We start from the raw sequence: 21,727 nt of genomic DNA, 5'->3' as shown, positions 1-21,727 counted from the left end.
TGTCTATTCATCGTTTTAAATTTTAGTTATTTACGATTCATTTTTTTAAGCGTTTGTCTGCTTCTTTCTGTCTTTCCACAATGATGTCTCCGAGCGTTTTATGCATTTCTATTAGTTCAGGATTAGTGCTGGTTGCCATTCCCTCCCAGGCCCCGCCTCCCTCGTAATAAGCCACAGGACGGAGTTTCCAAACATTGTTCTCGGTAAACGCTTTCACATAATTGTCGAAACGGATTTTAAAATCAGCCTGGGAAACCCTGTAGTCAAATTCCATTTCCATACCAAGTCCATATTTTTCACCAAAGGCACAGGCGTCAGTTAGTCGGCTATACGGAATAGTGGTGTTGAAAAAATAATTGGGCTGCATATACGCATAGTCGAATCCTAATTCTCTCCATTTATCACTTCCGGTTGATTTCCAATAAGGAATCCAATAAAATTTTTTTCCTATCGACTGTACGTAATTTTTGGTGAGCTTAATGGCATTTTCATAATTACCGGCATCTTCATCCACCCAATAGAAGCCGACCAGCTCAATATGCTTGTATTTTTTTGCATTCCAGCGTTTCATCGCTTCATCAATGAACCATTTTTCTGCGCCAACCTGATCATCAAGATTATTAAAATCAAGAGCTTTTCCGTCGATGCTGCCCCAACCGGTAAATTTATTTATCGGTGTTGGCACACTAATAACGACTTTCCGTTTTCGAACCGGCTTTTCCCCTGCTTGTGCAAGTTCAGACAAAATTGTTTCCAAGGCGCTTAAACTTTTCTGATCGTCAAAATAGGTATCCAGCAAGGAAAGCCAGTCGGCCTTTGGAGCCGGATTTTTTTTATATCCCGGGTAATATTCAACATTCTTTTTGCTGTCGAAAATCTCGAGAAATAAGAACCCGTCAAACAAAAATTCAATTTTGCCTTCTTTTTCACGATAGACATACGGGCGCATTCGCTCAATCGTCCAAGGGTTCCGGTGCAAACCTCCATCGTAAATCAGCACCAAATCGGATATTGGGTTCACTGACTGATTGTTTGGTTTGGTTGCAGGTATAAATTTGTTGGGATCAGGAATGTTTGTTCCTTCGTTGCACGCCAGGTTGCTATTCAACGCGACGACTACTAAAACCAGTAAGAAAAAAAATCGAGCCTTCATGTTTTTTATTTTTATTTATATTTATGACTATGAGATACATATATAATTTTGGTTGTTTATTTTTTTGCATGAGAAATACCTGCCCGCAGTAAACAGGAAATAATGAGAACCATTCGGGCAAAGGATCAGCTTCGCTCCATTTTGCCAGTCAATTTCACTTTATGTTATTTATAAACGTATTGATCGACATATGGAGAGATATAACCTCCAATTGCCTGATCACCTGCCCTGAGAACCAGGCAGTAACTCTCGTTGATATACTTCCCCACCAGCTCAAAAGCAGGCAGTTCCGTCCTTCTGATGAACTTTACAGAGTTGTTTTGAGTTAATTAATAATTTGTATGGTCGTTTTGTGAAAATAATCGATGCATTGTTTGATTTCCGGAACTGAATTTTCCCAATTATATTCATATTCAATAGAGAAAAGTCCTTTGAATTTTTGTCTTTTCAACTCTTTCAAAACGGATTCAATATCACACACCCCGGTTCCCCAAATTACATCGTGTTGTTCCTTTTCCCCTTCCACCTTTTCTTTGATGTCTTTAAAGTGAAGGGACTTTAAACGGCCTTCATACATTTTTAGAGCGTCAACTGGGTTGATCCCCATTCGTTTCCAATGACCTATATCAGCACAGGCGCCAACGCGGTTGCTGAGCCCGTCCACCGCATCCAGAAACAATTGGGGTTCCCAGTACAACGAAGGTTTCGGGTGGTTGTGGATGGCCACGTCAATCTTATATTGATTGGCCAGCGCGTCTACATATTTCAGGTGTTCGTATTTGGGCTCGCAGGTAATCATTTCAATGCCCATGTCCGAAGCAAATGAAAAGAGGTCGTTCCATTCATCCTCATCTTTGCAGACAACCACGCCGCTGGCAATAATTTTTACCCCTTTTGACTTTGCATAAGCAAGCACTTTTTTACGTGTCATCGGGTCCATCCGGAAATCCATTTTTCCTTCAAAGTCTTTTCCGAGGGGCTGTCCGTAATAGACCTCCGCGTAACGTAATCCCAGTTCCTGTGCCTTGTCTATGGCTTCCTGAAAACTGAATTTATGGAAGGTATAGGTTTGTATCCCCAGCTTCCATCCCGCTCTTTCTGCCTTATTGGGTTTGGCCGAAAGGTTGAGTGAAAAAAGCATTGCCAGAATCAGGCTGGCAATGCTGTAAATCAATCTTTTCATATCTCTTATAAAGGTTTAATAATCAGATTTTTCCATTGAACTTTTATCCCGCCTCCATCGTGAATCTGAAGGGCGATACGCCCGTTGGCGCTGCCGATCAGTGAATCGTTCAGCTGGGTCATTTCTTCCCCGTTGAGCCAGGTTGTCACTTCGGGGCCAACGACTCGAATACGCATGGTATTCCATTCGCCGGGCTTCAGTATTTCTTCTTTTTCGTCGGGAATCTGGTTCAGCCAGCCGCGTCCGTACGATTCGTAAATACCACCCGAATCATGACCTTTAGGGGCCACTTCAACCTGCCAGCCCGAAACTTTGGTGCCATCAACCGTTGAACGGAAGAAGATGCCGCTGTTCCCGTTTGAAATTTGGTTGAAGTCAACCGACAGGTCGAAGTCTTTGTAATACTTTTCTGTACCCAGATAACCGTAACCTTTGTCGGGACCGCTTTCGCATACCAACAGGCTGTCTTCCACGTACCATTTTTCAGTTCCGTAGGCAATCCAGCCACTCAGGTCTACACCGTTAAAAAGCGACTCCGCAGCTTTTTCTTTCTTTGGAAGTTCTTTTATTTTCATGTTCCGGAACCAGACTTTACTACCGTGGTCCTGCAAGCTGATGTGTCCAATTTCCGACAATCCGTATTCCGGGGCCATGGTCCATTTACCACTGTTTTTCAGGGCGAACCACTCTTCATTCCAGGCTTCAAACGCTACAATTTTTTCGCCGTTCAGCCAGTGTTCTACATGCCCGTTGTCGAAAACAATGCGGGAAGTGTTCCATTCGCCCACGGGGTTCAGTTTCTTTTTGGTAGTATCGGCTACGTACATAGCGTAGTCGGCGCCTGTAAGCTGCCAGTCTTCCACTTTATGAGGAAAGCCTGCATCGTCGAGCAATTGGTACTCGGGACCAGTGAGATATGGGGTTTCAAATTTTTTGTTTTCAACGACATGATACATCAGCCCGCTGTTTCCTTCGGGTGCAATTTTCCAATCCCAGACCAGTTCAAAATTGTCGAACTGTTTTTCGGTGATGATGTAGCCGGTATGATCGGCGCCGGTTCCGGCAGCTACTAAGCAAGCTTCTTCGACACTCCATCCGGTAACTCCGGTACCGTTGTAATCTCTCCAGCCATCAAGAGTTTCTCCGTCGAACAGGAGTTGCCAACCGTCCTGAGCCTCCTGCAGGGTTAATACATTTTGTTTTTCAGCGCAGCCAACCAAAATCAAAGCTGCCAATAAAATCATCGATAAAAATGAAATTTGGTTTTTCATGGATTTTAATTTTTGAATTTTGTTGCATTTCTAATCAGCCTAAAAATACAATTTGTTACTGGAAAAATGGTTTTATGCGATGATTAAGTGCATTTTGAAGGGTGCCGTCCCAGTAAAAAATGATTGGTTTTGTATTTCAGATTCAGAAAATTCCAAAAGCCTTTTTAAGATAGAATTATTTGAACCGAAACATAGCCTGATTTATTTTCTTCCCACTTTTCAAGTCAAATAAAAATTCCTTGCTTGTACCATTTGCAAAAACCCGGACCCGGTATTTCCCATGAAATCCCCGGAAACTAACTTTTCCGGCTGGATTAGTGTAAATTTCTTCATTGGTTTTCCATTCATTGTTAATTAGCTTATCCAACGCCTGATAAGCCGGTTTCGGGTTCATTTCCTCGTCGAGCAAGCCACCCATGGCTTTGTTTTCTTCTTCGAATGCAGTTCCATCGCCCAAATTCCACCAGGTAATTCCGGCCATATTCGGAGTGCTAAACCATAAACGGTACAGGTTTCTAACAATTTTCCCCTGAAGGGCCGCCCCGTCTTCACCTTTTCCGGGAACAGTTATTTCGGTAATATACAGCGGTAAATTCATAGGACTGAGTTGTTCATAAACGGCAAACAACTCGCCGGGAGGGTATAATTTTCCTTCGAGCATCGCCGGGCGGTTGTAAATGTGGAATTGTATCCCCATTCCATCGACTTTAATATTTTGCTTTAGCAATCTGCTAAACAGCGCAGTGTATTCTTCGACGTTCTTATGAACTTCTTCTGTTCCGTCATTATAAAGCATTTTCACGCTTTTCGGAAATAAGCTTTCTGCTTCGCGAAAGCACCATTCCAAATAATCGTCAGGTACTTTATGCCACTGGTCGAGATGACGGATTCGTGGAATTTCTTCGTTGGCGACGTCCCATATTGGGAAGGTATCGCCATAGCGCTTGGCAATTCCGGCCATATGTTTATGTCCCTGGTGAAGAAAGACTTCTGGATTGTTCCGTTCGGTCCAATCGGGCATAAACATGTTTTTTGCATACATCAACGCGTGTCCTTTCGGTTGGATATCGTGTTCTTTGCACCACCTCACCAGCTGATCGGGAGGAGGACGGCGCCAGACATTTGACGACCCTTCTTTAAACCTGACTTTTCCTTCTTCCGGTTCAAGGTTTCCCCAATAAAACGGTACGGTTGCCGAATTAAACAGATTTATAAATGAAGCTTCGTATTTGTGGTTGAGTTCGGGTGTTTTGAGTTGCCCCAATGCAAAAAGGTTGCATCCGAACAAAAATTCATGCGATAATTGTTGTATGGTCACTTTTACATTTGGTACAGGGTTACCCTTTTTGTCAACGATTTCAATTACTGCATCTCCTTTACGGTACGCTTCAATGTTCTTTTCAATGCGTTCATTTACTTGCGGATTACTCCACAATTGGTCGTAAATATTTACCTGTGCAAAGGATTTCAACGATATAAGGATAAAAAAACCAATGAATAACCGGGATGCTATTTTAATTGGATTAAACATGAAAATAAAAGTTATAAGGTTGATTTATACTGGTTAGAATGAGGGTTGTTGTTCCTCACTAAAACAAATCTCTGTTTCTGTGTCATGAAGCTATACTGAATTGACCTATTCAGACAGCCTCATGACAAAGAAAACTGAATTGAACCCACCCTTCTGTGAGTTCAGAAACTAAAGCTTATCTATATCGATACAATCGAACTCGTACGCCAGGATGCTTCCATTAGTAAGCATTGCATACATGATCATTTTATATCCGTCGTCAGATACGCGCAACAACACATCGCCGGTTGAGTTGCCATTGCTGTTTGTAATAATTGTTGCTGTTTTTAGCACACATACTTTTGAATACTCGGAGCTGCCGGGCAAAGTTGCCAGCAATGCAGGATTTGTAATATCATATAAGAAGGCATTTCCACTGAGATTATTTACCACATTGATTGCAGCCAGATATGGTACTCCATTAAATGCGGTTATATCAATACTGTGGTTGTATACATACCCTGATCCGGAAGTGTTTACTTGTCCCAATATTTCGCCGGTAGTCAGATCAGTGCAAACAAAATCAGCCGGATAGCTGGAAATAACAACTTTATCTGAAGTAATTGCTCCCATCGGAACAATGTCGGCATACAAATCCCATTTTTTAGCACCGGGATAAACAATTTTTTCAGGAATTTCCGATTTGATAACTCCTCCGACAACTTGCCAGCGTAAAATAGTATTGTCCGATTGCTGGCTCCCACATAAACTACAGCATCTCCGTCCAGATCGCCTTTTACCGACATTTTCCGTCCTACCTGCCCTCCGGTAATGTCCGTTTTCCACTGTGCTAACTTAATCGGCGCTGTATCATCAACTCCTTTCCATTTGTAAATGACAAAATCTTGTCCTACAACAGTTGTCAGGTTACAAATCAAAATATTTCCTTTATCGTCGTTGGTGCTAAAGAAATTCTTGAGGTTGGCATTAACGATGTCGCCCATTGTCATTTCACCAATATACTCACCAGTAAAACGATCGAAATATTTATTGGGCACATTACGCGTATTGACCACCAGATTCCCTTGTGATATAGCAATCGAAGTGCTCATGTGGTCAGTATTATTGATTCCCATTTCGGCCAGGTTTTTACTCCAAAGCAAACGGGCGCTTCCTGAGCGAATTCCTGATGCAACCTTTTCAGGAGTAATCGCTTTAACCGTATAAACTACCTGAGTGCCGTTTTCGGCTGTAACAGTGTATGTTACCGGATTCCTAAAATCCTGAACAAGAGCCGTATCAGGAGAAATCGTTGTATGAGGAGACAACGTTAGCTTTGGTTTCTGGTTGGAAATATCAACACCTCCAGAAACGAGCCCCACCATTTTTTTGTCCTCCAGCACAAAACCGGAAAGATTTACGCCAGGCAATTCAAAACTGAGAATCTGGGCTACCGGGCTTTTGCGAATTTCACCAACAATAAGGTGTTTGCTCATGGTACCATCGGCTGCAACAATTGTAATTTCGGTTTCTTTGGTCAGGTCGATTACATCTGCTGAACCGGAAGGAAGAATAACCGATACCGGGGAATATGCTTTTAACCTCATCCTCGTAATATCGATTAAATTATTCGATTCAGCCGGGAAATGTGTCGTAAAAACAAATTTTATGGTTTCGCTATAGGGTGAAGATTCTTCCGGGTTGAAAAAGCCGGACCCATCTTCAAATGTGGCATAAATGGAGTTTGCAACTGCCCGTTGTATTTCCATTTCGGAAGATTCTTTGCAGGAATATCCGGCCAGTAGCATGAAGCTTATAATGACTGATACATATTTATTCATAACTGTTTTTTTTTAAATTTTGTCAGAAAATCTGATTGAATTCTTGTCGTTAATTTCCGGCTTCGGTTAAAGCCAGAAATTAAGTTTTACTTCAGCATTCATTTCCTGTCCGTTTTTCGTGTAAGTGTAATACAAAACGAAAAAACCCTTGTTCCTTTGGTAAACAGGCTCGAAAGCACCGGTATACGTACTGGTCTTTCCTTCTGTGTTTTTCACATTGAAGGCTTCTGAACCGGCAGCGCCACTAATTTTTACTTCGTCGGCCAAAACAGTCAAAATTAAATACTGATTGTTTTCAACTCCTTTAATTTTTATGCTATTGGCCGATACCGTTGTAGCCTCCAGCACTTCGTCTATTTCCGTGCTGTTATCTTCGTCGCCTGAAGGGGCCACTTGCCCCAGCGCTTTATAAAGGCATTCGTAGGCATTTCTGTATTTCGAAAAATACAGCAAGGCCGTTTTGTTTTCTTCCAGAATAGTTACAGAAGGAGAAATACTTTTGATGCTGATCGGCAGAATGTATTTTTTATTGACAAAAGTTTCACTAATTCCTTTCAAGTGTATTTTACAGGTTTCCCGTTCTTGCCCTTTAGCAATTACAACAATGGCCGATTCGATCGAATAATACGATTCCGGCAGCATCTCGTATCCAGGGTTGGTCTCCTGAAACTCAGCAAAGGCTTCTGTATCGACTTGTAAGGTTACGGTGATATCGCCTTCTTTCTGGTTGATTCCTGCTTTGTAAACGCCAAGTTCAAAAATGGACTCGCCAAGCAATACCGTCTGGGCTGAAAGCCCGGCATTTGGTATGTAAACAATGCTTTCGGTTTCAATCATGTCGATGCCTTTTTCGCAAGACGAAAAGAGCAGAATTGAAATTAAAGCAACAAAATATCGTGAATATGTTTTTTTTCATTTGTGTAAATTTTTAGTGTTCGTATTCGAATTACCACCATGGATTTTGCACCAGCGCTTTTCCTTTTTCAATTTCCGACTGGGGAATCGGGAACAGGTACATCTTCTTTTCAAAAACACGGGTTTCGAAGGCAGTACGTTTGTAAAACCCGGTGAAGGCAAAGTTGTTGGTTGTTGTTGAACCTGCATTGATATCCATTCCCCACATACGGCCACCTTCGCCAAACTTCCGGTCGGTGTTGCCGCTGTCGGGCGTTTCGGCTAACCACCTTCTGCGGGTAGTGAAGTAGCGGTCGGTTTCAAAACACAGTTCAATCTGGCGTTCACGAAGGATAAATTCGCGTTGTTTTTCTTTGTTGCCTTTAATCTCAGGATAAACAGTGAAGATTCCAGGGATGCCTGCCCGTTCGCGGATCATGTCCCAATAAATGGCAATATCGGCATGGTTTGGGTCGTATTCGTTCAAACTTTCGATGTAGTTTAAAAGAATTTTCGAATAGCGTATAAATATTTCGCAATGTATGTCGCCATAAACGCGGTCGCGCATGTTGCTTTGCGGATCGACATGTTTGAGCGCCAAATAACCGGTACGGGGGAAAAAGGTGTACGCCCCCGATGAGCGGGAAACGCCGCCGTAGTATAATTCTACCCGTCCGTATCCGTTTTTCTGTCCTGCTGATGAATAATAGTCCCGTTTGGCTACATCATCTGATATTTGAGGGATAACCCGCTTATTATACAGGATGCTGGCATAAAAGCGCGGTTCGCGGTTGGCATACATATTCCAGTCGCCTGCCCAATGTCCCCAGGCGTCGCCACTACGGATGTCGGCAATCATTTTCAACCGGTCGGTCGTTATATTTAAACCTTTCGTGTTCCAGAATTCGCCGGGTGTGGTTGAAAAACCTTCTTCAACGTAGCCCGATTGCGGGTCTTCGATGGCCCGGCCATTTTTCATGTAAAAAGCATCAACAATACGTTGTGTCGGGCCAACGCCTCCCAGGTTATTTGGACCAGGCGATGTGTGTACCTGCCATGCATTCTGATCAAAAGCAGCACGCCCAAAGATCACTTCGCAGTTCCAGTTTTTCAGGAGTGCATCGCGTACCGATTTATATGGGTTGAAACTTGCCCCGTCGCCATTTTCATGGTTCTTGTACAATTTCACGCCAGCCTGATCGGCAATGTCAATAATCGATTTACTTGCAGCAGCAGCTTTTTTCCATTTGTTTTCATCGTAAGTGGTATTTACAAGTTGGGTACCGTCATCATTTTTAAATATTGAATATTCGGCATTCCCGTTCCATTGAGGACTGGCAGCAAAAAGCAAAGCTTCAGACTTAATTGCCCGACAGGCAAGCTTGGTAGGTTTCCCAAGCCAGACTTTATTATCGTCCCAGCTTAAAGGAAGGTCCTTTTCGGCTTCATCCATCATTTGGCAGATGTAGTCAACACATTTGTCCATCGGAGCCCTTGCAAACGAATTCCAGTCTTCGTCAACTTGTGTTGCATGGTCAATTAAAATGGCTGGCCCGTATTGGCGAATAATGTACCAGTAGTAAAAGCCTCTTAAAAATTTAGCTTCCGCTTTGTATTGAATTTTCAGGTCATCGCTTAATTGCGGGCATTTATCAACATTCGCTTCGAATATGAAAGATGCGCGGATAGCCCTGTAATAATTTGGCCATTTTACATAGAAATTGGTGGACGGGTTCCAGTTTCCAAGGTTTATGTTATACGTATTATAAACATTCCAGGTCAGGTCAATTTCATCGGAACATCCCAGCCAGGGATCATCTTGATGCCAGTTTGCCGCCGGTATTTGTGAATACACATTGTAGAGGTATTTTTCTGTCTCAACCCGCGATGACCAGATCATCGCGTCGGTCTTCATGTCATCGGGTTCTTTGTCCAGATATTCACAACTGCTGATTACAAAAGAAGTAAATAGGAACAAAGCAATATAGAATAGTTTCTTTTTCATTTTTGTGTCGATTTAAAAGTTAGCCCTGATACCAAAATTCATTTTGCGCTGTAAAGGATATTTTCCTCCATCATTATCTCCTGTTTCAGGATCCCACATCTTCCATTTTGAGAATACTGCTGCATTATTGATATGGATATACAGGCGTAATCCTTTTATGTGTATTTTCTCAAGCCCACTCTTACCTAGAGTTTTACCGAATTCAACATCAGCCAGGCGAAGGAAGCTGCCGTTGTATATGTTTTTGGTTGAAGCCTGCCAGTTATTGGATGATGTCCCGTTGTATAAACGTGGGTATTGTGCATTCTGATCAGGGTTTTCGATCGTCCAGCGATCGAGCGCTTCTTCAAACAGGTTTCCTTTACCTACCCCTTGATTAAACGGAATGTATGATCCGCCCAGCGCATAAGAAACACGCGCCTGTCCACGGAAAAATAATCCCAGGTCAAATCCTTTGTAGTCAATCTGAACTCCAAAACCATAAACAATTTCAGGAATATTTGAGTAGCCAATCGGCACCTGATCGTTGATGGTAATTTGCCCATCGCCATTAATGTCTTTGTATTTTACATCCCCCGGGCGGTACTCGCCAAATTTTTGCACCGGACTGTTTGCAATGTCTTCATCGCTGGTGAAATATCCAAGAGCTACCAGTCCAAACTGTTGCCCAAATTTCTGACCCGTTTGCATCCGGTATGCTTCTTCTTTTTCCGGTTCATCCTTTTCAATGATTTTATCGCGCGAATAGGTCATGTTCCCATATAATTTAATTCCTCCGTCCTGAAAGCGTTTCGAGAGTTCGACGGTCCCATCAAAACCACGGTTAATCATTTCTCCCATATTGGCAAATGGCGACGATATCATCCCCACAAAAGCAGGAATTGATTGCCGTTGTACCAAAATGTCGGTTCGGCGTTCATGAAAATAGTCAGCCTCAATTGAAAAAGCATTGTCGAACATTTTCATTTCAATACCAATATTCTTTTTGAATCCTTTCTCCCAGGTCAGGTTTGAAACACCAATTCTGTTTTCGCCGGTCCCCGAATAGCTGGTTCCGTTTGGCCCGAACAAATACCCCCCGAGGCCGCTGCCATAAATTGAAAGGTAGCCGTAACGTTCTCCGTTCGGAAGCACTTCGGCACCAACCAAACCCATCGAACCTTTTAGTTTTACCAGGTTAATTTTGTCTCTTAACGGCTCCCAGAATGGTTCATTTGAAATCAACCAGCCCATCGCCCCTGCGGGGAAGAACCCAAAACGGTCGCCTTTGGGAAAATTTTCTGAACCGTTATACCCGATATTAAACTCGGCCATATAGCGGTCATCGTACGCGTACGTTGCCCTGTAAGCAAGCCCTTGTTTCCGATAAGGCAAGGCTGCAATAGATGTTCCTGCGTTCCCGTTGATGTAGTCGCGTTGGTAATACATCAACATCGATCCCACCCTGTTTTTTGTGCCAAAAACGTGATCGTATATGAATTGAGTTTTAAACTCTTTGGCCCGGTTGGAAACTAAATTTTTTGAATAGCCAAGAAATTCTGTACCGGTTTGAATTTCCTTAAACAGAACCTCCCCTGTTGTGGCATCACGGCCTTGTACCCCGTACGTTGACGAAAATTTACGACGTTGTATTTCGGTTTCGCTATAAGCATCAAATGAATACGAAGCTTTAAGCTGGAGTCCTTTGAGAATTTTATCCAAATCTTGTGTAATGGTCAACTGGCTTGTTATCAGGTTTTGGAAAGTCGTATTATAACCTGATCCCATCAAGCGTTCTGCCGGGTTCATTTCACCAATTTGTGTTGGCGCTCCCCAACCATATATTTCGTTTCCATTCAAATCTTTTCCGATAGGAACGTGTACCGGGTTTGAAAGAGGAGTTGCCAGATTGGCATAATAGAATAATGTTTCGGCAGGAGAGTAGGTGTTACTATAAATTGGCCCACCTATTCCGGGGGTATGAAGGTCGGTCAGATGTCCGCCAACCTCAATATCCAGAATCAATGATTTATTTAAAGTTACGTCCACGTTCGACCGGAAATTATATCGTTTCAGATTGATGTTTGAATCGTAATCAGTATCCGGACTGTTTTTCAGGTTCCCTTTTTCGTCAAGGTAGCCGAACGAAACAAAATAACGGGCTACTTCACCCCCACCTCTTACGTTGATGGTCGTTTGTGCATTGCTTCCGTATTTTTTGAATGTTTCGTCGAACCAATTGACATTCGGATAAAGATAAGGGTCTGCTCCTGAACGGGTTTTATCGATATAGTCAGCAGAGTAGTTGTTTCGGCCTAATGCCTCGTTGTAGAGCAGGGCATAGTTTGGCCCGTCCAGATATTTCGGCATCATTGGCAGGTCCGACATACCGTATTCCATCTTTAATTCGACCGTTGGTTTTTGTGCAATCCCCTTACGCGTGGTTACAATTACGACCCCGTTTGCTGCCCGAACCCCGTACACTGCCGTTGCCGATGCATCTTTTAAAATAGAAATTGATTCTATTTCTTCAACCGATATGTCGGTCATGCTTCGTTCAACCCCATCGACCAAGATAAGCGGGGTACTGTTCGGACTAAAAGTTGATATCCCGCGGATCCAGAAACTGGCATTGTCGTTTCCCGGTTCACCGCTACGCTGTACCACCACGGCGCCGGCCATGCGTCCCGACAGGGCATTGGTCAACGAACGGGAAGGTATTTTTATGTCGTTCATCGAAATAGTAGAAATTGAACCTATCACACTTGCTTTGCGCTGTTTTCCCATCCCCACCACAATCGCTTCATTAAGGGTTGTAATGTCTTCCTGAAGGATTATATCAATAGCCGTTTTTGCGCCAACCAGCACGTCCTGCTCTTTGTAGCCAATAAATGAGAACCTTAGAATATCCCCTTCACTTGCTTCCAGAGTGTAATAACCCGATGCATCGGTAATGCCCCCGTTGGTTGTTCCCACAATAAGCACGGTTGCCCCGGGAAGCGGGACTCCCTGCGAATCGAGGACTTTTCCCCGGATCATCTTCTTGCCAGGGGCAAGTGATGAGTTTGTTCTTTGTATTTCATCCGATTGGGTTGTGAGGACAATTTGCCTGTCGATAATTCGGTAAACAATGTTGGTTCCTGCGAATATCCGATCCAATATCTCGTCAATTCTTCGGTCTTTTACATTAATTGAAACCGAACGATTGACATCGATCAATTCGTTGTTAAATAGAAAATAAAACTTGCTTGATTCCTCAATATTTTTTAACACATTCTCTAAGGAACACCGATTTAAATCCAAAGAAATGCGTTCAGTTTGCGAAAAACTGCCTTTCGCAAACAAGTTGAGCGTCGTACAGAGAAGAATAATCGCCGTTATCTTCATAGTTCTTAATAGTTTTGTCAGGGTAGTTTGTTGATAACCTCCCCAAATACGAAATCGTTTTTTTTTCATAAATTTGTTCAGTTAAATGTTCATACTTAAATTTTTTGACATTACAGAGCATTTAATTCAGCCGGGAGAGTGTGGGGCACTTCCCCGGTTTTTTTATTTTACAACTTTTTTACTTGTTGATTTTTAGACTTATGTCATAAATGGGCTCGTTTAAATCATTGTTATTGTGTAGTTTTTCAATGGAGTATTGAATTGGATAGGAAATTTTTAACAGGTTTAATACCTGGTCGATGGGCTCGTTTGTAAAGGTGCATGTAAAATGGGCCTGTTTCAACTCCTCGCTTTCTATCCTAACCGTTACATTGTACCATAATTCCAATTTTTTAGCAACTTCTTCAATCGAAGCATTTAGAAATACCAGTTTCCCTTCTTTCCATGCAATGTACTGATCGATGTTTTTTTCACGTTGAATGCTTATTTCTTGTTTCTCTGTTTTATACACGGCATGATCAAAAGGCGACATCTCGGCAAGCGGTATTGTTTTATCTCTGTCCACTTTTTCAAGCAACACTTTTCCGTTTACCAAGGTGGTATTGATTTCACCGGATCCTGGAAAAGCTTCGATGTTAAATGAGGTTCCCAATACCCGAACGTTTAAACCTGATGTTTTTACAATAAATGGTTTTGCCTTATCGGGGCTTACTGCAAAAAAAGCTTCCCCATAAAGTTCAACTTCGCGTGCCTTACCATTAAAATCATTCGGAAATATCAGTTTACTTCCCGAGTTCAAAACCACATTGGTCCCATCAGCCAATATCACACTTCTCTTTTCACCTGAAGTAGTAACCAGTTCGGTAATATTTTCGATCTGAAAATATTCGGTGTCGTTATTGTCGAATACTGAAGTAAGAATGAGGGCAATCAACAAAATAGCAGCAGCGGCAGAAGTAACAATCCATTTAAAACGATATGGACTGCTAACAGGTTTACCTTTTATTTTGTAGAAAAGCTGCTTCCATTGAGATGAAACTTCTTCGTCTTTACGTCTCGCGATGATTGGTCTCAGGCGTTCCAGTTCTTTTTGAAAAAGAACATCGCGGTTAGGCTTCGTATTAATCCAGTCGAACAATTCTTTCTCTTCGGAATCGGAAATCTTCCCCGATAAAAATCGCTCAATTAATTGAGTTGGTATTCTCTGGTTGTTTTCCATTTAATTTATCTGTTTATGTCTGAAATACAATTAACAGTTAAATACACCAACCTCAAAAAACGTTTTTTTTCAAAAAGAAAGAAAAGGGAAGTTCTATCCAATTAGCAACAAGAGCATCAGCAATTCGTGTTTGTATTTGTTTCGGGCAATCTCCATTCCTTTAGACAAGTGCTTGTCAACCATGGTGGTTGAGATGCTCAAACAGTCGGCAATTTCTTTGATTCTTTTACCGTCGAGCCATCTCATGCGAAAAACGACGCCACATTTTTTGGGCATCTCATTTATTAAGGAATCAAATTCGAGGCTGATCCGGTCTTTCATCGATTCAAATTCGTTGAATTGGTCAAAACTGAGGTAATACAAACGTTCGGCCTCAAAACTCATTTGTTGTTTCAAATACCTCCCCTGAATAACTTTTTTCTTGATTAAATTAAGGCATTTGTTCCGCAACAAGGTAAACATAAAAGCAATTTCATTTTTGTTATCGTCCAGGGAACTGCGTTCCGACCAAAGTTGCAGAAATACATCCTGCACGATATCGTTGGCTTCGTCTTCATCCGGAATAAAATGAAGCGTATAGCGTTTCATTTGAGGATAATACGACCGAAACAATTCTTCGAAAGAAGAAATGTTCTTGATCTTGATTAAACGAATGATGTCTTTGCCCTCACTCATTTAAGTTCGCTGAAAATAAAAGGATGGGTGGTAAAATTAAATAATTTATTGCGATATCCCAATGTGAAATGAGGTTCATTAAAGGAAATTGCTTTTAAAAATCTCTTTCAGATGCGCGTTGGAGTGATGCGGGTTATCAATTGTTACAAGATATGGGGTCGAGTCAAAAAAAACAATCCAAAACTCTTAAAAAAGTACCAATGACAAGTCAACAGAAAACAGGCAGAAGTCTAATTTTCCCGATAGGGCGAATCTCTTGTTCTGATTCAGACCATCAGTTTAAACTTGACATAACATTAAAAGAAAAGCGCCTAAATCAATGAATTTAAGCGCTTATGATACATTTTGATACTTTGATCAGTGCCCAGAACAAGGGCATATATTACAATGCTATTAAGCTTAAATTCAATCTGTTATCGACTATTTATTTTTGCTGGTCTCGATTTTGTCACTGCAATGAATTGAAGAACGATTTCAATATTCCAAAGATATAAAATTTCAGATTTGATACAAAAAAATTGTTTCACTCACCCAAACAATCAGAGATGGTGACTGATTTTAAACCAGTTCTTTATTCTTTTCTAGGGTATTCACTTCCTGCCACTAAGTTTTATCTTTGTGTTCATGGAGTATCCAAGAAATCAAATGGAATTTGACAGGACGTTTGCAAGTGAAGACGATTGCGTACAATATCTGATAGATGTTAAGTGGCCATTAGGCTATCGATGCAGCAAATGCAGTAATAATGAGTATTGGGCATTATCCCGGAAGAGATTTAAGTGCAAAAATTGTTTTGCAATAACCACCATAACTTCAAATACGTTCTTTGATCAATCAAACAAGCCACTTACACTATGGTTTAGAGCAATATGGTGGATGATTGCCCAGAAGAATGGAGTTAGCGCATCTGGCTTACAAGCAATCCTTGGGATTGGAAGTTATAAAACTGCCTGGATATGGCTTCATAAACTTAGAATGTTAATGGTCTTTCCCAATAGGGATAAACTTTCGGGAAAAGTTGAAATTGATGAAACTTTTGTTGGTGGAGTTGCAGAAGGTAAACGAGGCCGGGGAGCCGAGAATAAATCATTAGTTATGATAGCAGTTGAAGTTTTGCCAAAAGGGACAGGAAGGGTACGGCTGGAGCTAATACCCAATGCAGAAGGAAAGCATTTGCTTAAGTTTATAAGTGAGAATGTTGAAAAGGGAACCTCCGTAATAACCGATGGATGGACTGGATATGCACAACTGGGCGAGAATGGCTACGAACACATTAAGCAAAAACAAGTAATTGCATCAAATAATGAAGAAATGCTTCCAAATGTACACAGAATAGCCGCACTGCTTAAAAGGTGGTTGTTAGGAACTCATCAAAACTATACCAGCCAAGATCGGCTTCAAAAATACTTGGATGAGTTCTCATTTCGATACAATAGACGCAAGTCCAACAGTAGAGGATTATTGTTTCACCGGATTATTGAACAAGCAATGATACGAGAACCCATATTATCAAGAGATGTTCTTGAAAACAAAATTTAACCAGTGGCAAGAAGTAAATACCCTAAATTCTTTTTATAGAAAGATGTAAGCTATTTATCGGTTTACACAAGACCATTCACAGTCTCCATTTTTGATACTTTCAAATAACTCAATTAAAGATAAGCAAATAAATAGCCTGCCCCCGAATACCTGAAATTTTTTTTATTATTGCTTCTCGGAAAAGGCAGTTGTGTAAACAACTGAATATTCGTCGCAAAAAAATATGTACTGACTATCTCCGTGATGAAAAAAAATTATGAATATAATGTGAATCTCGAATCGTTCTGGTGACCAGATTTGGAAGATTTAATATTCAAGTTATCTAAAATTGTTTTTGATATCCTTTTTGATCCTACGATAAAGACACTCTTTACTTGAACAGAGCGTGCAGACGTATTTCCTGAATTTCACCTTCCCCCCAATTCCAATAATGCCACTGACTGATTTTAAGGGAAACATTAGGGCTGAATCAGACAGCGATACCCCACAAGTATTTTCAGGAAAGAAGGAGAAAAGTTTATGCTGATCGGCTACCGGCCACTGGCAGTATCCAGGACTATATCGATTGGTCAGTTGTTCATTTGTTGATTCGACCTCCTTTTTTAAATATGATTGAAGTAAATCACAGGCTACCTCGGTAATCATACTTCCCATAGTATCCAAAATGTATCCTAAAATAGGATCTTCACCGTAAAGTAACCTGGAAGATTCTTCGCTAATCGTTTTGCCTGCTGTACAAACATAAAATGCAGCTCTTTCTGCTCCCTTTAATTCTTTGCAGACGGCTTTGCCAACATCAAACTGATGCCCGCCTGCAAGTATCGTAAAGTTTTGTTGGTTAATTTGTAGGTTATCAATTATACAATAAGCGCCCCCTATATCTGTCAATTTATCGGCAAAGTTCATGGCCCAATCGATGCTGCTTTCTAATGGTTCGGAAAAACTATCCTCATTAACCCCAAACATAAAGGCAATTTCTTTGGGGTTAATCAAAAGATCAGAGAATTTAAAGGTATGTTCTTGATTCATATCTTATTAAACTTTTTTCTATTCTAAAATTACATTGAATTTGCACAACAAACCAAAACGACAAATGAGAAATCACAAAATCGGATCAGGTACTCAGATTTATAACAACATTTTATCCACATAAATATCCTGAAAGTTTGGATCACCTTCCAGGTTAACATGCCTGGTTTTTTCCAGAATTTCGTTGATGATTGTTTCATCAGAAAACAGGAACATCTTGGCGCCAATCAGGGCTGTATTTCCCATTTTGTATATTCTTTCTTCCGGGAGTTCAATCATTCCTAATTCAGAAACATGTTCCAGGTTGATGTAATTTCCGAATCCACCGGCAATATATACCTGCTGAATATCAGAAAGCGGGATTGATAATTTGTTTGCAAGGATGGTCAGCCCTGCGGCGATTGCGGCTTTAGCCAACTGAAATTCATTGATATCTTTTTGTGTCAGGATTATTTTTCCAACTAGTTTAATATGATCTTCTCCTGAATTAATTTCACCAAATAATCCAATCTTGTCCAATCTGCGCAGAATGGCAACCGCATCAATCAATGCACTACCACAAATCCCTTTGGGAGAGGTATTCCCGATAACATGAGCTTCTATATTTTCAACGTCAAGGCTAAAAGAAGATATAGCCCCGGTAACAGCCCTCATGCCATTCGAAATATTAGCACCTTCAAAGGCAGGACCGGCTGCCGTTGATGCACAAACAACCCGGTTTTTGTTTCCTATTACGATTTCTCCGTTAGTCCCCAGGTCAATCAAGGCAGTATAGCTTTCTTTGCAGTGCAAGCCCGTTGCAACTATTCCGGCTAAAATATCACTGCCGACAAAACTTCCAATGGATGGGTAAAATTGTACTTTTTCCACCACTTGAAACTTCCAATCCAATTCTTCCGGATTAAATGTTTTCATCCCCAAATTATCGCTATGAAATGGGTACATCGCTATAGGAGTGACGTCGCAATTGCAAAAAATAAGTTGCATGGCAGTGTTGCCAACAAGAACCACTTTTTGCAAGTCGACTTCGTGCTTTTTCAACATCAGTTCAATCATTGTCCCTATTGCTGACCGGATGATCCGGGTCATTTCAGAAGCATGTCCGTCCAGACAAGCCTGAATTCTCGAAATCAGGTCGGCCCCGAATTTAATCTGTGGGTTTAACATGGTTTCAACAGCCAGTACTCTTGCTGTTGAAAAATCGATCAATTGAGCTACTACTGTGGTAGTTCCCAGGTCAACAGCCACACCGAATCCTATTTGCGGAACAAAATCAAACTCACTTTCGTCGGCTAGTATAATGTGATTGAATTGTTCAATTTCGAGGGTAATATCACCGGCACATTGGCTGAAACAAGCCAGCCTCCATTCAGGAGAAAGGCCAAGTTGGTCGATTTTTCGCTGGTGGGCATCGGTTGTTTTTATCTCCCCATCCAAAAGCCTGACCTTGCATTTTCCGCATGTCCCGTTCCCTCCGCATGGAAACTCTACCCCGAATTCATGAAGGACATCAATCAGGGGAGTTTGATCGTTTGCCAGCAATTCTTTGCCAAGTGGATGCAAGCGGATAGTATGTTGTTTCATGAAGAGAAGTTTTTCGTTTTGTGATTAGCAGAACAAAGTTTCACGTAGGAACAGAAATAATTGACCTTTCAATTTCCGTTTTGAGGTTTTGGAACTGATCAGAACCTGATTTTTCAGCGATGATAACAATCTCACTTTGTTGATTATCCTGACAAGGTTCAAATGTACTACCGGATAGCGTATAATTAACCAGCATCCATCCGTTTACAGTCCTGATGTGTCCTTTTCCACGGATAATAAATGGATTTAGAATGAAGAAACTGGTAAGCAGGTTTAAATCAAAAATAATATTGGCGTTGAAGCTATAATCCGTTTGCTGGTAATTGCTATCTGATAAACCCGGATTTGTCGAAGAAAGTATCCTGTATTGATTTATTTTTACCTTCTCATTAGAATCCAAATTCAATAAAGAGGCCAACAGGTTTGTCCTGTGGACCAGACTATCTTGTTTCTCTGGAAATAATGATATAAATTTTTCAATTAACCGTTCTTGTTCAGGTATGTTAACCAGGTCACATTTACTGAAAATAATTAGTTCGGCCTTGAAAATCTGGTTTTTGTATATCATATTCATTTGTAGCCGAAGGTTTTCAATTGCCATGATATCAACCATACAAATAACGGGCATCAGGCTGAGCTGCGGAATTAATCCGACCATTTCAGAAACGGTGTCGATACCGCCGAGTCCACTGGGCTCGATGATGATCCGGGAATAATTTCCGGTCTGAACTATTTTGGTGAGGTTCTCATAAAAATATCCCCTTGCCGAACAACAAATACAACCTCCGGAAATGTCGTAAACCGTTCCGTAGCGAGAAGAAGACCGGATGGTTTGACCGTCAATGGAAATTTTGCCAAATTCATTGATTAATATCGCCCATTGCTCATCAATGGTCTTTTGACCAAGAAGTTGTATAATGGCAGTGGTCTTACCGGAACCGAGGAACCCGGAAATAATATTTACAGGAATCTTTTTCAAGAAGGATTAATTAAATGCTTCTGACCATTGACAATTAAGTTTGAAATGCCTTTAGCCAGAAGCAGGGAACCACAAACAAACGCTATTTGAAATCTACAATCCGTATTCGGCCATAATAAATTTGCTTTGATCCAATAATGGGAGCATCATCTCCACAAATTCGCTTTCACTATCGGGAATACCGGAAAGTTCGTCTCGCAAGATTGGAAGGTAACATGTTTCCATTTCCGAAAGTTTCATCTTTCCTGAAGCCAAAGCTTCTTCGATAATATCAAGAGCTGCAATGGCCCCGTTTCTGGCATTGGCCACATACGAATCGCCTTTAACCAGTTCTTTCGAAATGCGGATCACGTTTTCTGGAGAAAGGATCAATGCCTGAGGATCAGTATAGACATCAGAAGCAACCAACAATTGTTGCAAAATATGACTTGGAACAGTTCCGGCTATTAATGCCTGGTTCATCAACCTGGCATCGTACTCGAGTTGTTCCATGTAAGCTGTTGGCGCCATGCCGGATAACAGTTTAATGTTTTGCACCGATTCGTTGCTCCATAAATCACAACAAACTGAGGCTATGTTCCCAATCGGGCTTAAATGGGCGCAGGCAGCTGTTTTTCCTTCCATTGAAATCGGGATACCGGTAATGGCTTTCAGGAACGGGCCTTCGTATCCGCAATCCTTATCAGGGCCAACCGCTCCTTCTTCCATGGCAACAATTGAACGGACCACCGAAATTACACGTACCAAAGCAGCAAATACCCGCGGAATATATTTCTTTTCGGCCAAAACCATCGCTGTATTTGCAAATCCACAGGCGGAGTCGCCGGCAGCGATTTTTCCGTGCTGATTGGCCAACGCTACTATTTTTTTCCACAAGAATTGCATGTCCCGAACTCCCAATACGGCTAGGGCAAAAACAATAGTTTTGATATCGCAGTTCATCAGTGCATCATCGGACACCTCTTTACCACCGGTACTTTCAATTGACAGTAAGTCTCCACCGGCAATCATGCCTTTTTCGAAAAGTTCCATCATGGGTTCCAGGTACTGCGAAGTACGTTGTTTGGCAGGTCGCTCAAATTCACGCAGGTCATTTGGTGTCAGTCGGATTTCAGAGGCAAGACCGTGTTTTTGATAATATTTTTCACAGATTTCATTCATGATTTTGACGATCTCAATTCCAATCTGTGGGGTTTTGGTCATCTCCAGGAGCGTTTCCAGTTCGAGAACCACACCCTTTGAGTTCAGGTCGAGTGCACGCGAAAGGGCTCCCTCTGCAATTTCGCGGTAATGTTCGTAAACCTGGGGTAGCGTGCTGTCATTGATACTCATTATCGGGAGGGTGAAATTCAGTTCGGCATAGACCTGTCCGCCCCCGATTTCAAGTCCTCTCCTCGTTTTTACCGGGTTGGGGGCAATCCCGAACATCAGGTCTTCAGGATTGGTTATTACTAAACTTTTATATTTCATTATTATGAT

At 41.5% G+C, this 21,727-nt stretch carries 14 protein-coding genes and 1 pseudogene; 1 reads left to right on the top strand and 14 read right to left on the bottom strand.

The features are described from left to right. Positions 1 to 37: 37 nt before the first annotated feature. From AC6H3C_RS11170 to AC6H3C_RS11125, 10 genes and pseudogenes are all read right to left on the bottom strand, one after another. Positions 38 to 1,153, bottom strand: a complete 1,116-nt coding sequence (locus AC6H3C_RS11170) for a DUF4855 domain-containing protein (protein WP_497520848.1) — start codon at positions 1,151 to 1,153, stop codon at positions 38 to 40. 325 nt (positions 1,154 to 1,478) lie between these two features. Continuing rightward, a complete protein-coding gene (locus AC6H3C_RS11165) occupies positions 1,479 to 2,336 on the bottom strand; it encodes a sugar phosphate isomerase/epimerase family protein (RefSeq protein WP_497520847.1) in 858 nt (285 codons plus the stop codon). A gap of 5 nt (positions 2,337 to 2,341) precedes the next feature. Next, the gene (locus AC6H3C_RS11160; protein ID WP_497520846.1) at positions 2,342 to 3,607 is read right to left on the bottom strand and encodes a 3-keto-disaccharide hydrolase; all 1,266 of its coding nucleotides are present in this window, start codon (positions 3,605 to 3,607) and stop codon (positions 2,342 to 2,344) included. Positions 3,608 to 3,782: 175 nt separating this feature from the next. Next, positions 3,783 to 5,138: an endo-1,4-beta-xylanase gene (locus tag AC6H3C_RS11155; protein ID WP_497520845.1), complete on the bottom strand. Its 1,356-nt coding sequence runs from the start codon at positions 5,136 to 5,138 to the stop codon at positions 3,783 to 3,785. A gap of 168 nt (positions 5,139 to 5,306) precedes the next feature. Further along, positions 5,307 to 6,925, bottom strand: a pseudogene (locus tag AC6H3C_RS11150) (DUF5018 family protein). Positions 6,926 to 7,024: 99 nt separating this feature from the next. Continuing rightward, positions 7,025 to 7,795, bottom strand: a complete 771-nt coding sequence (locus tag AC6H3C_RS11145; RefSeq protein ID WP_497520844.1) for a DUF1735 domain-containing protein — start codon at positions 7,793 to 7,795, stop codon at positions 7,025 to 7,027. Positions 7,796 to 7,904: 109 nt separating this feature from the next. Beyond that, complete coding sequence (locus tag AC6H3C_RS11140; protein WP_497520843.1) at positions 7,905 to 9,857, bottom strand: RagB/SusD family nutrient uptake outer membrane protein; 1,953 nt, start codon at positions 9,855 to 9,857, stop codon at positions 7,905 to 7,907. Positions 9,858 to 9,869: 12 nt separating this feature from the next. Next, positions 9,870 to 13,292: a TonB-dependent receptor gene (locus tag AC6H3C_RS11135; RefSeq protein ID WP_497520842.1), complete on the bottom strand. Its 3,423-nt coding sequence runs from the start codon at positions 13,290 to 13,292 to the stop codon at positions 9,870 to 9,872. 109 nt (positions 13,293 to 13,401) lie between these two features. Then, complete coding sequence (locus AC6H3C_RS11130; RefSeq protein WP_497520841.1) at positions 13,402 to 14,442, bottom strand: FecR family protein; 1,041 nt, start codon at positions 14,440 to 14,442, stop codon at positions 13,402 to 13,404. A 93-nt stretch (positions 14,443 to 14,535) separates the two neighbouring features. Next, complete coding sequence (locus AC6H3C_RS11125) at positions 14,536 to 15,117, bottom strand: RNA polymerase sigma-70 factor (protein ID WP_497520840.1); 582 nt, start codon at positions 15,115 to 15,117, stop codon at positions 14,536 to 14,538. Positions 15,118 to 15,741: 624 nt separating this feature from the next. Between AC6H3C_RS11125 and AC6H3C_RS11120 the strand changes: the two genes are divergently transcribed. Beyond that, positions 15,742 to 16,656 (top strand): IS1595 family transposase, encoded by a 915-nt coding sequence (locus AC6H3C_RS11120; RefSeq protein WP_497520839.1) that lies wholly within the window; start codon positions 15,742 to 15,744, stop codon positions 16,654 to 16,656. 318 nt (positions 16,657 to 16,974) lie between these two features. On the opposite strand, the gene AC6H3C_RS11115 is transcribed toward AC6H3C_RS11120, so the two are convergent. The 4 genes from AC6H3C_RS11115 to AC6H3C_RS11100 form a co-directional block, all read right to left on the bottom strand. Beyond that, complete coding sequence (locus AC6H3C_RS11115; protein WP_497520838.1) at positions 16,975 to 17,685, bottom strand: vitamin B12 dependent-methionine synthase activation domain-containing protein; 711 nt, start codon at positions 17,683 to 17,685, stop codon at positions 16,975 to 16,977. 99 nt (positions 17,686 to 17,784) lie between these two features. Beyond that, positions 17,785 to 19,269: an ASKHA domain-containing protein gene (locus AC6H3C_RS11110; protein WP_497520837.1), complete on the bottom strand. Its 1,485-nt coding sequence runs from the start codon at positions 19,267 to 19,269 to the stop codon at positions 17,785 to 17,787. 40 nt (positions 19,270 to 19,309) lie between these two features. Continuing rightward, positions 19,310 to 20,248, bottom strand: coding sequence for a CobW family GTP-binding protein (locus AC6H3C_RS11105; protein WP_497520836.1), 939 nt, complete (start codon positions 20,246 to 20,248; stop codon positions 19,310 to 19,312). 93 nt (positions 20,249 to 20,341) lie between these two features. Then, positions 20,342 to 21,718, bottom strand: coding sequence for a methyltransferase MtaB domain-containing protein (locus AC6H3C_RS11100; protein WP_497520835.1), 1,377 nt, complete (start codon positions 21,716 to 21,718; stop codon positions 20,342 to 20,344). Positions 21,719 to 21,727: the final 9 nt, after the last annotated feature.

The sequence above is a fragment of the Gaoshiqia sp. US2 genome (genome assembly GCF_059705485.1).
This window is presented reverse-complemented; position numbering and strand designations above follow the sequence as displayed.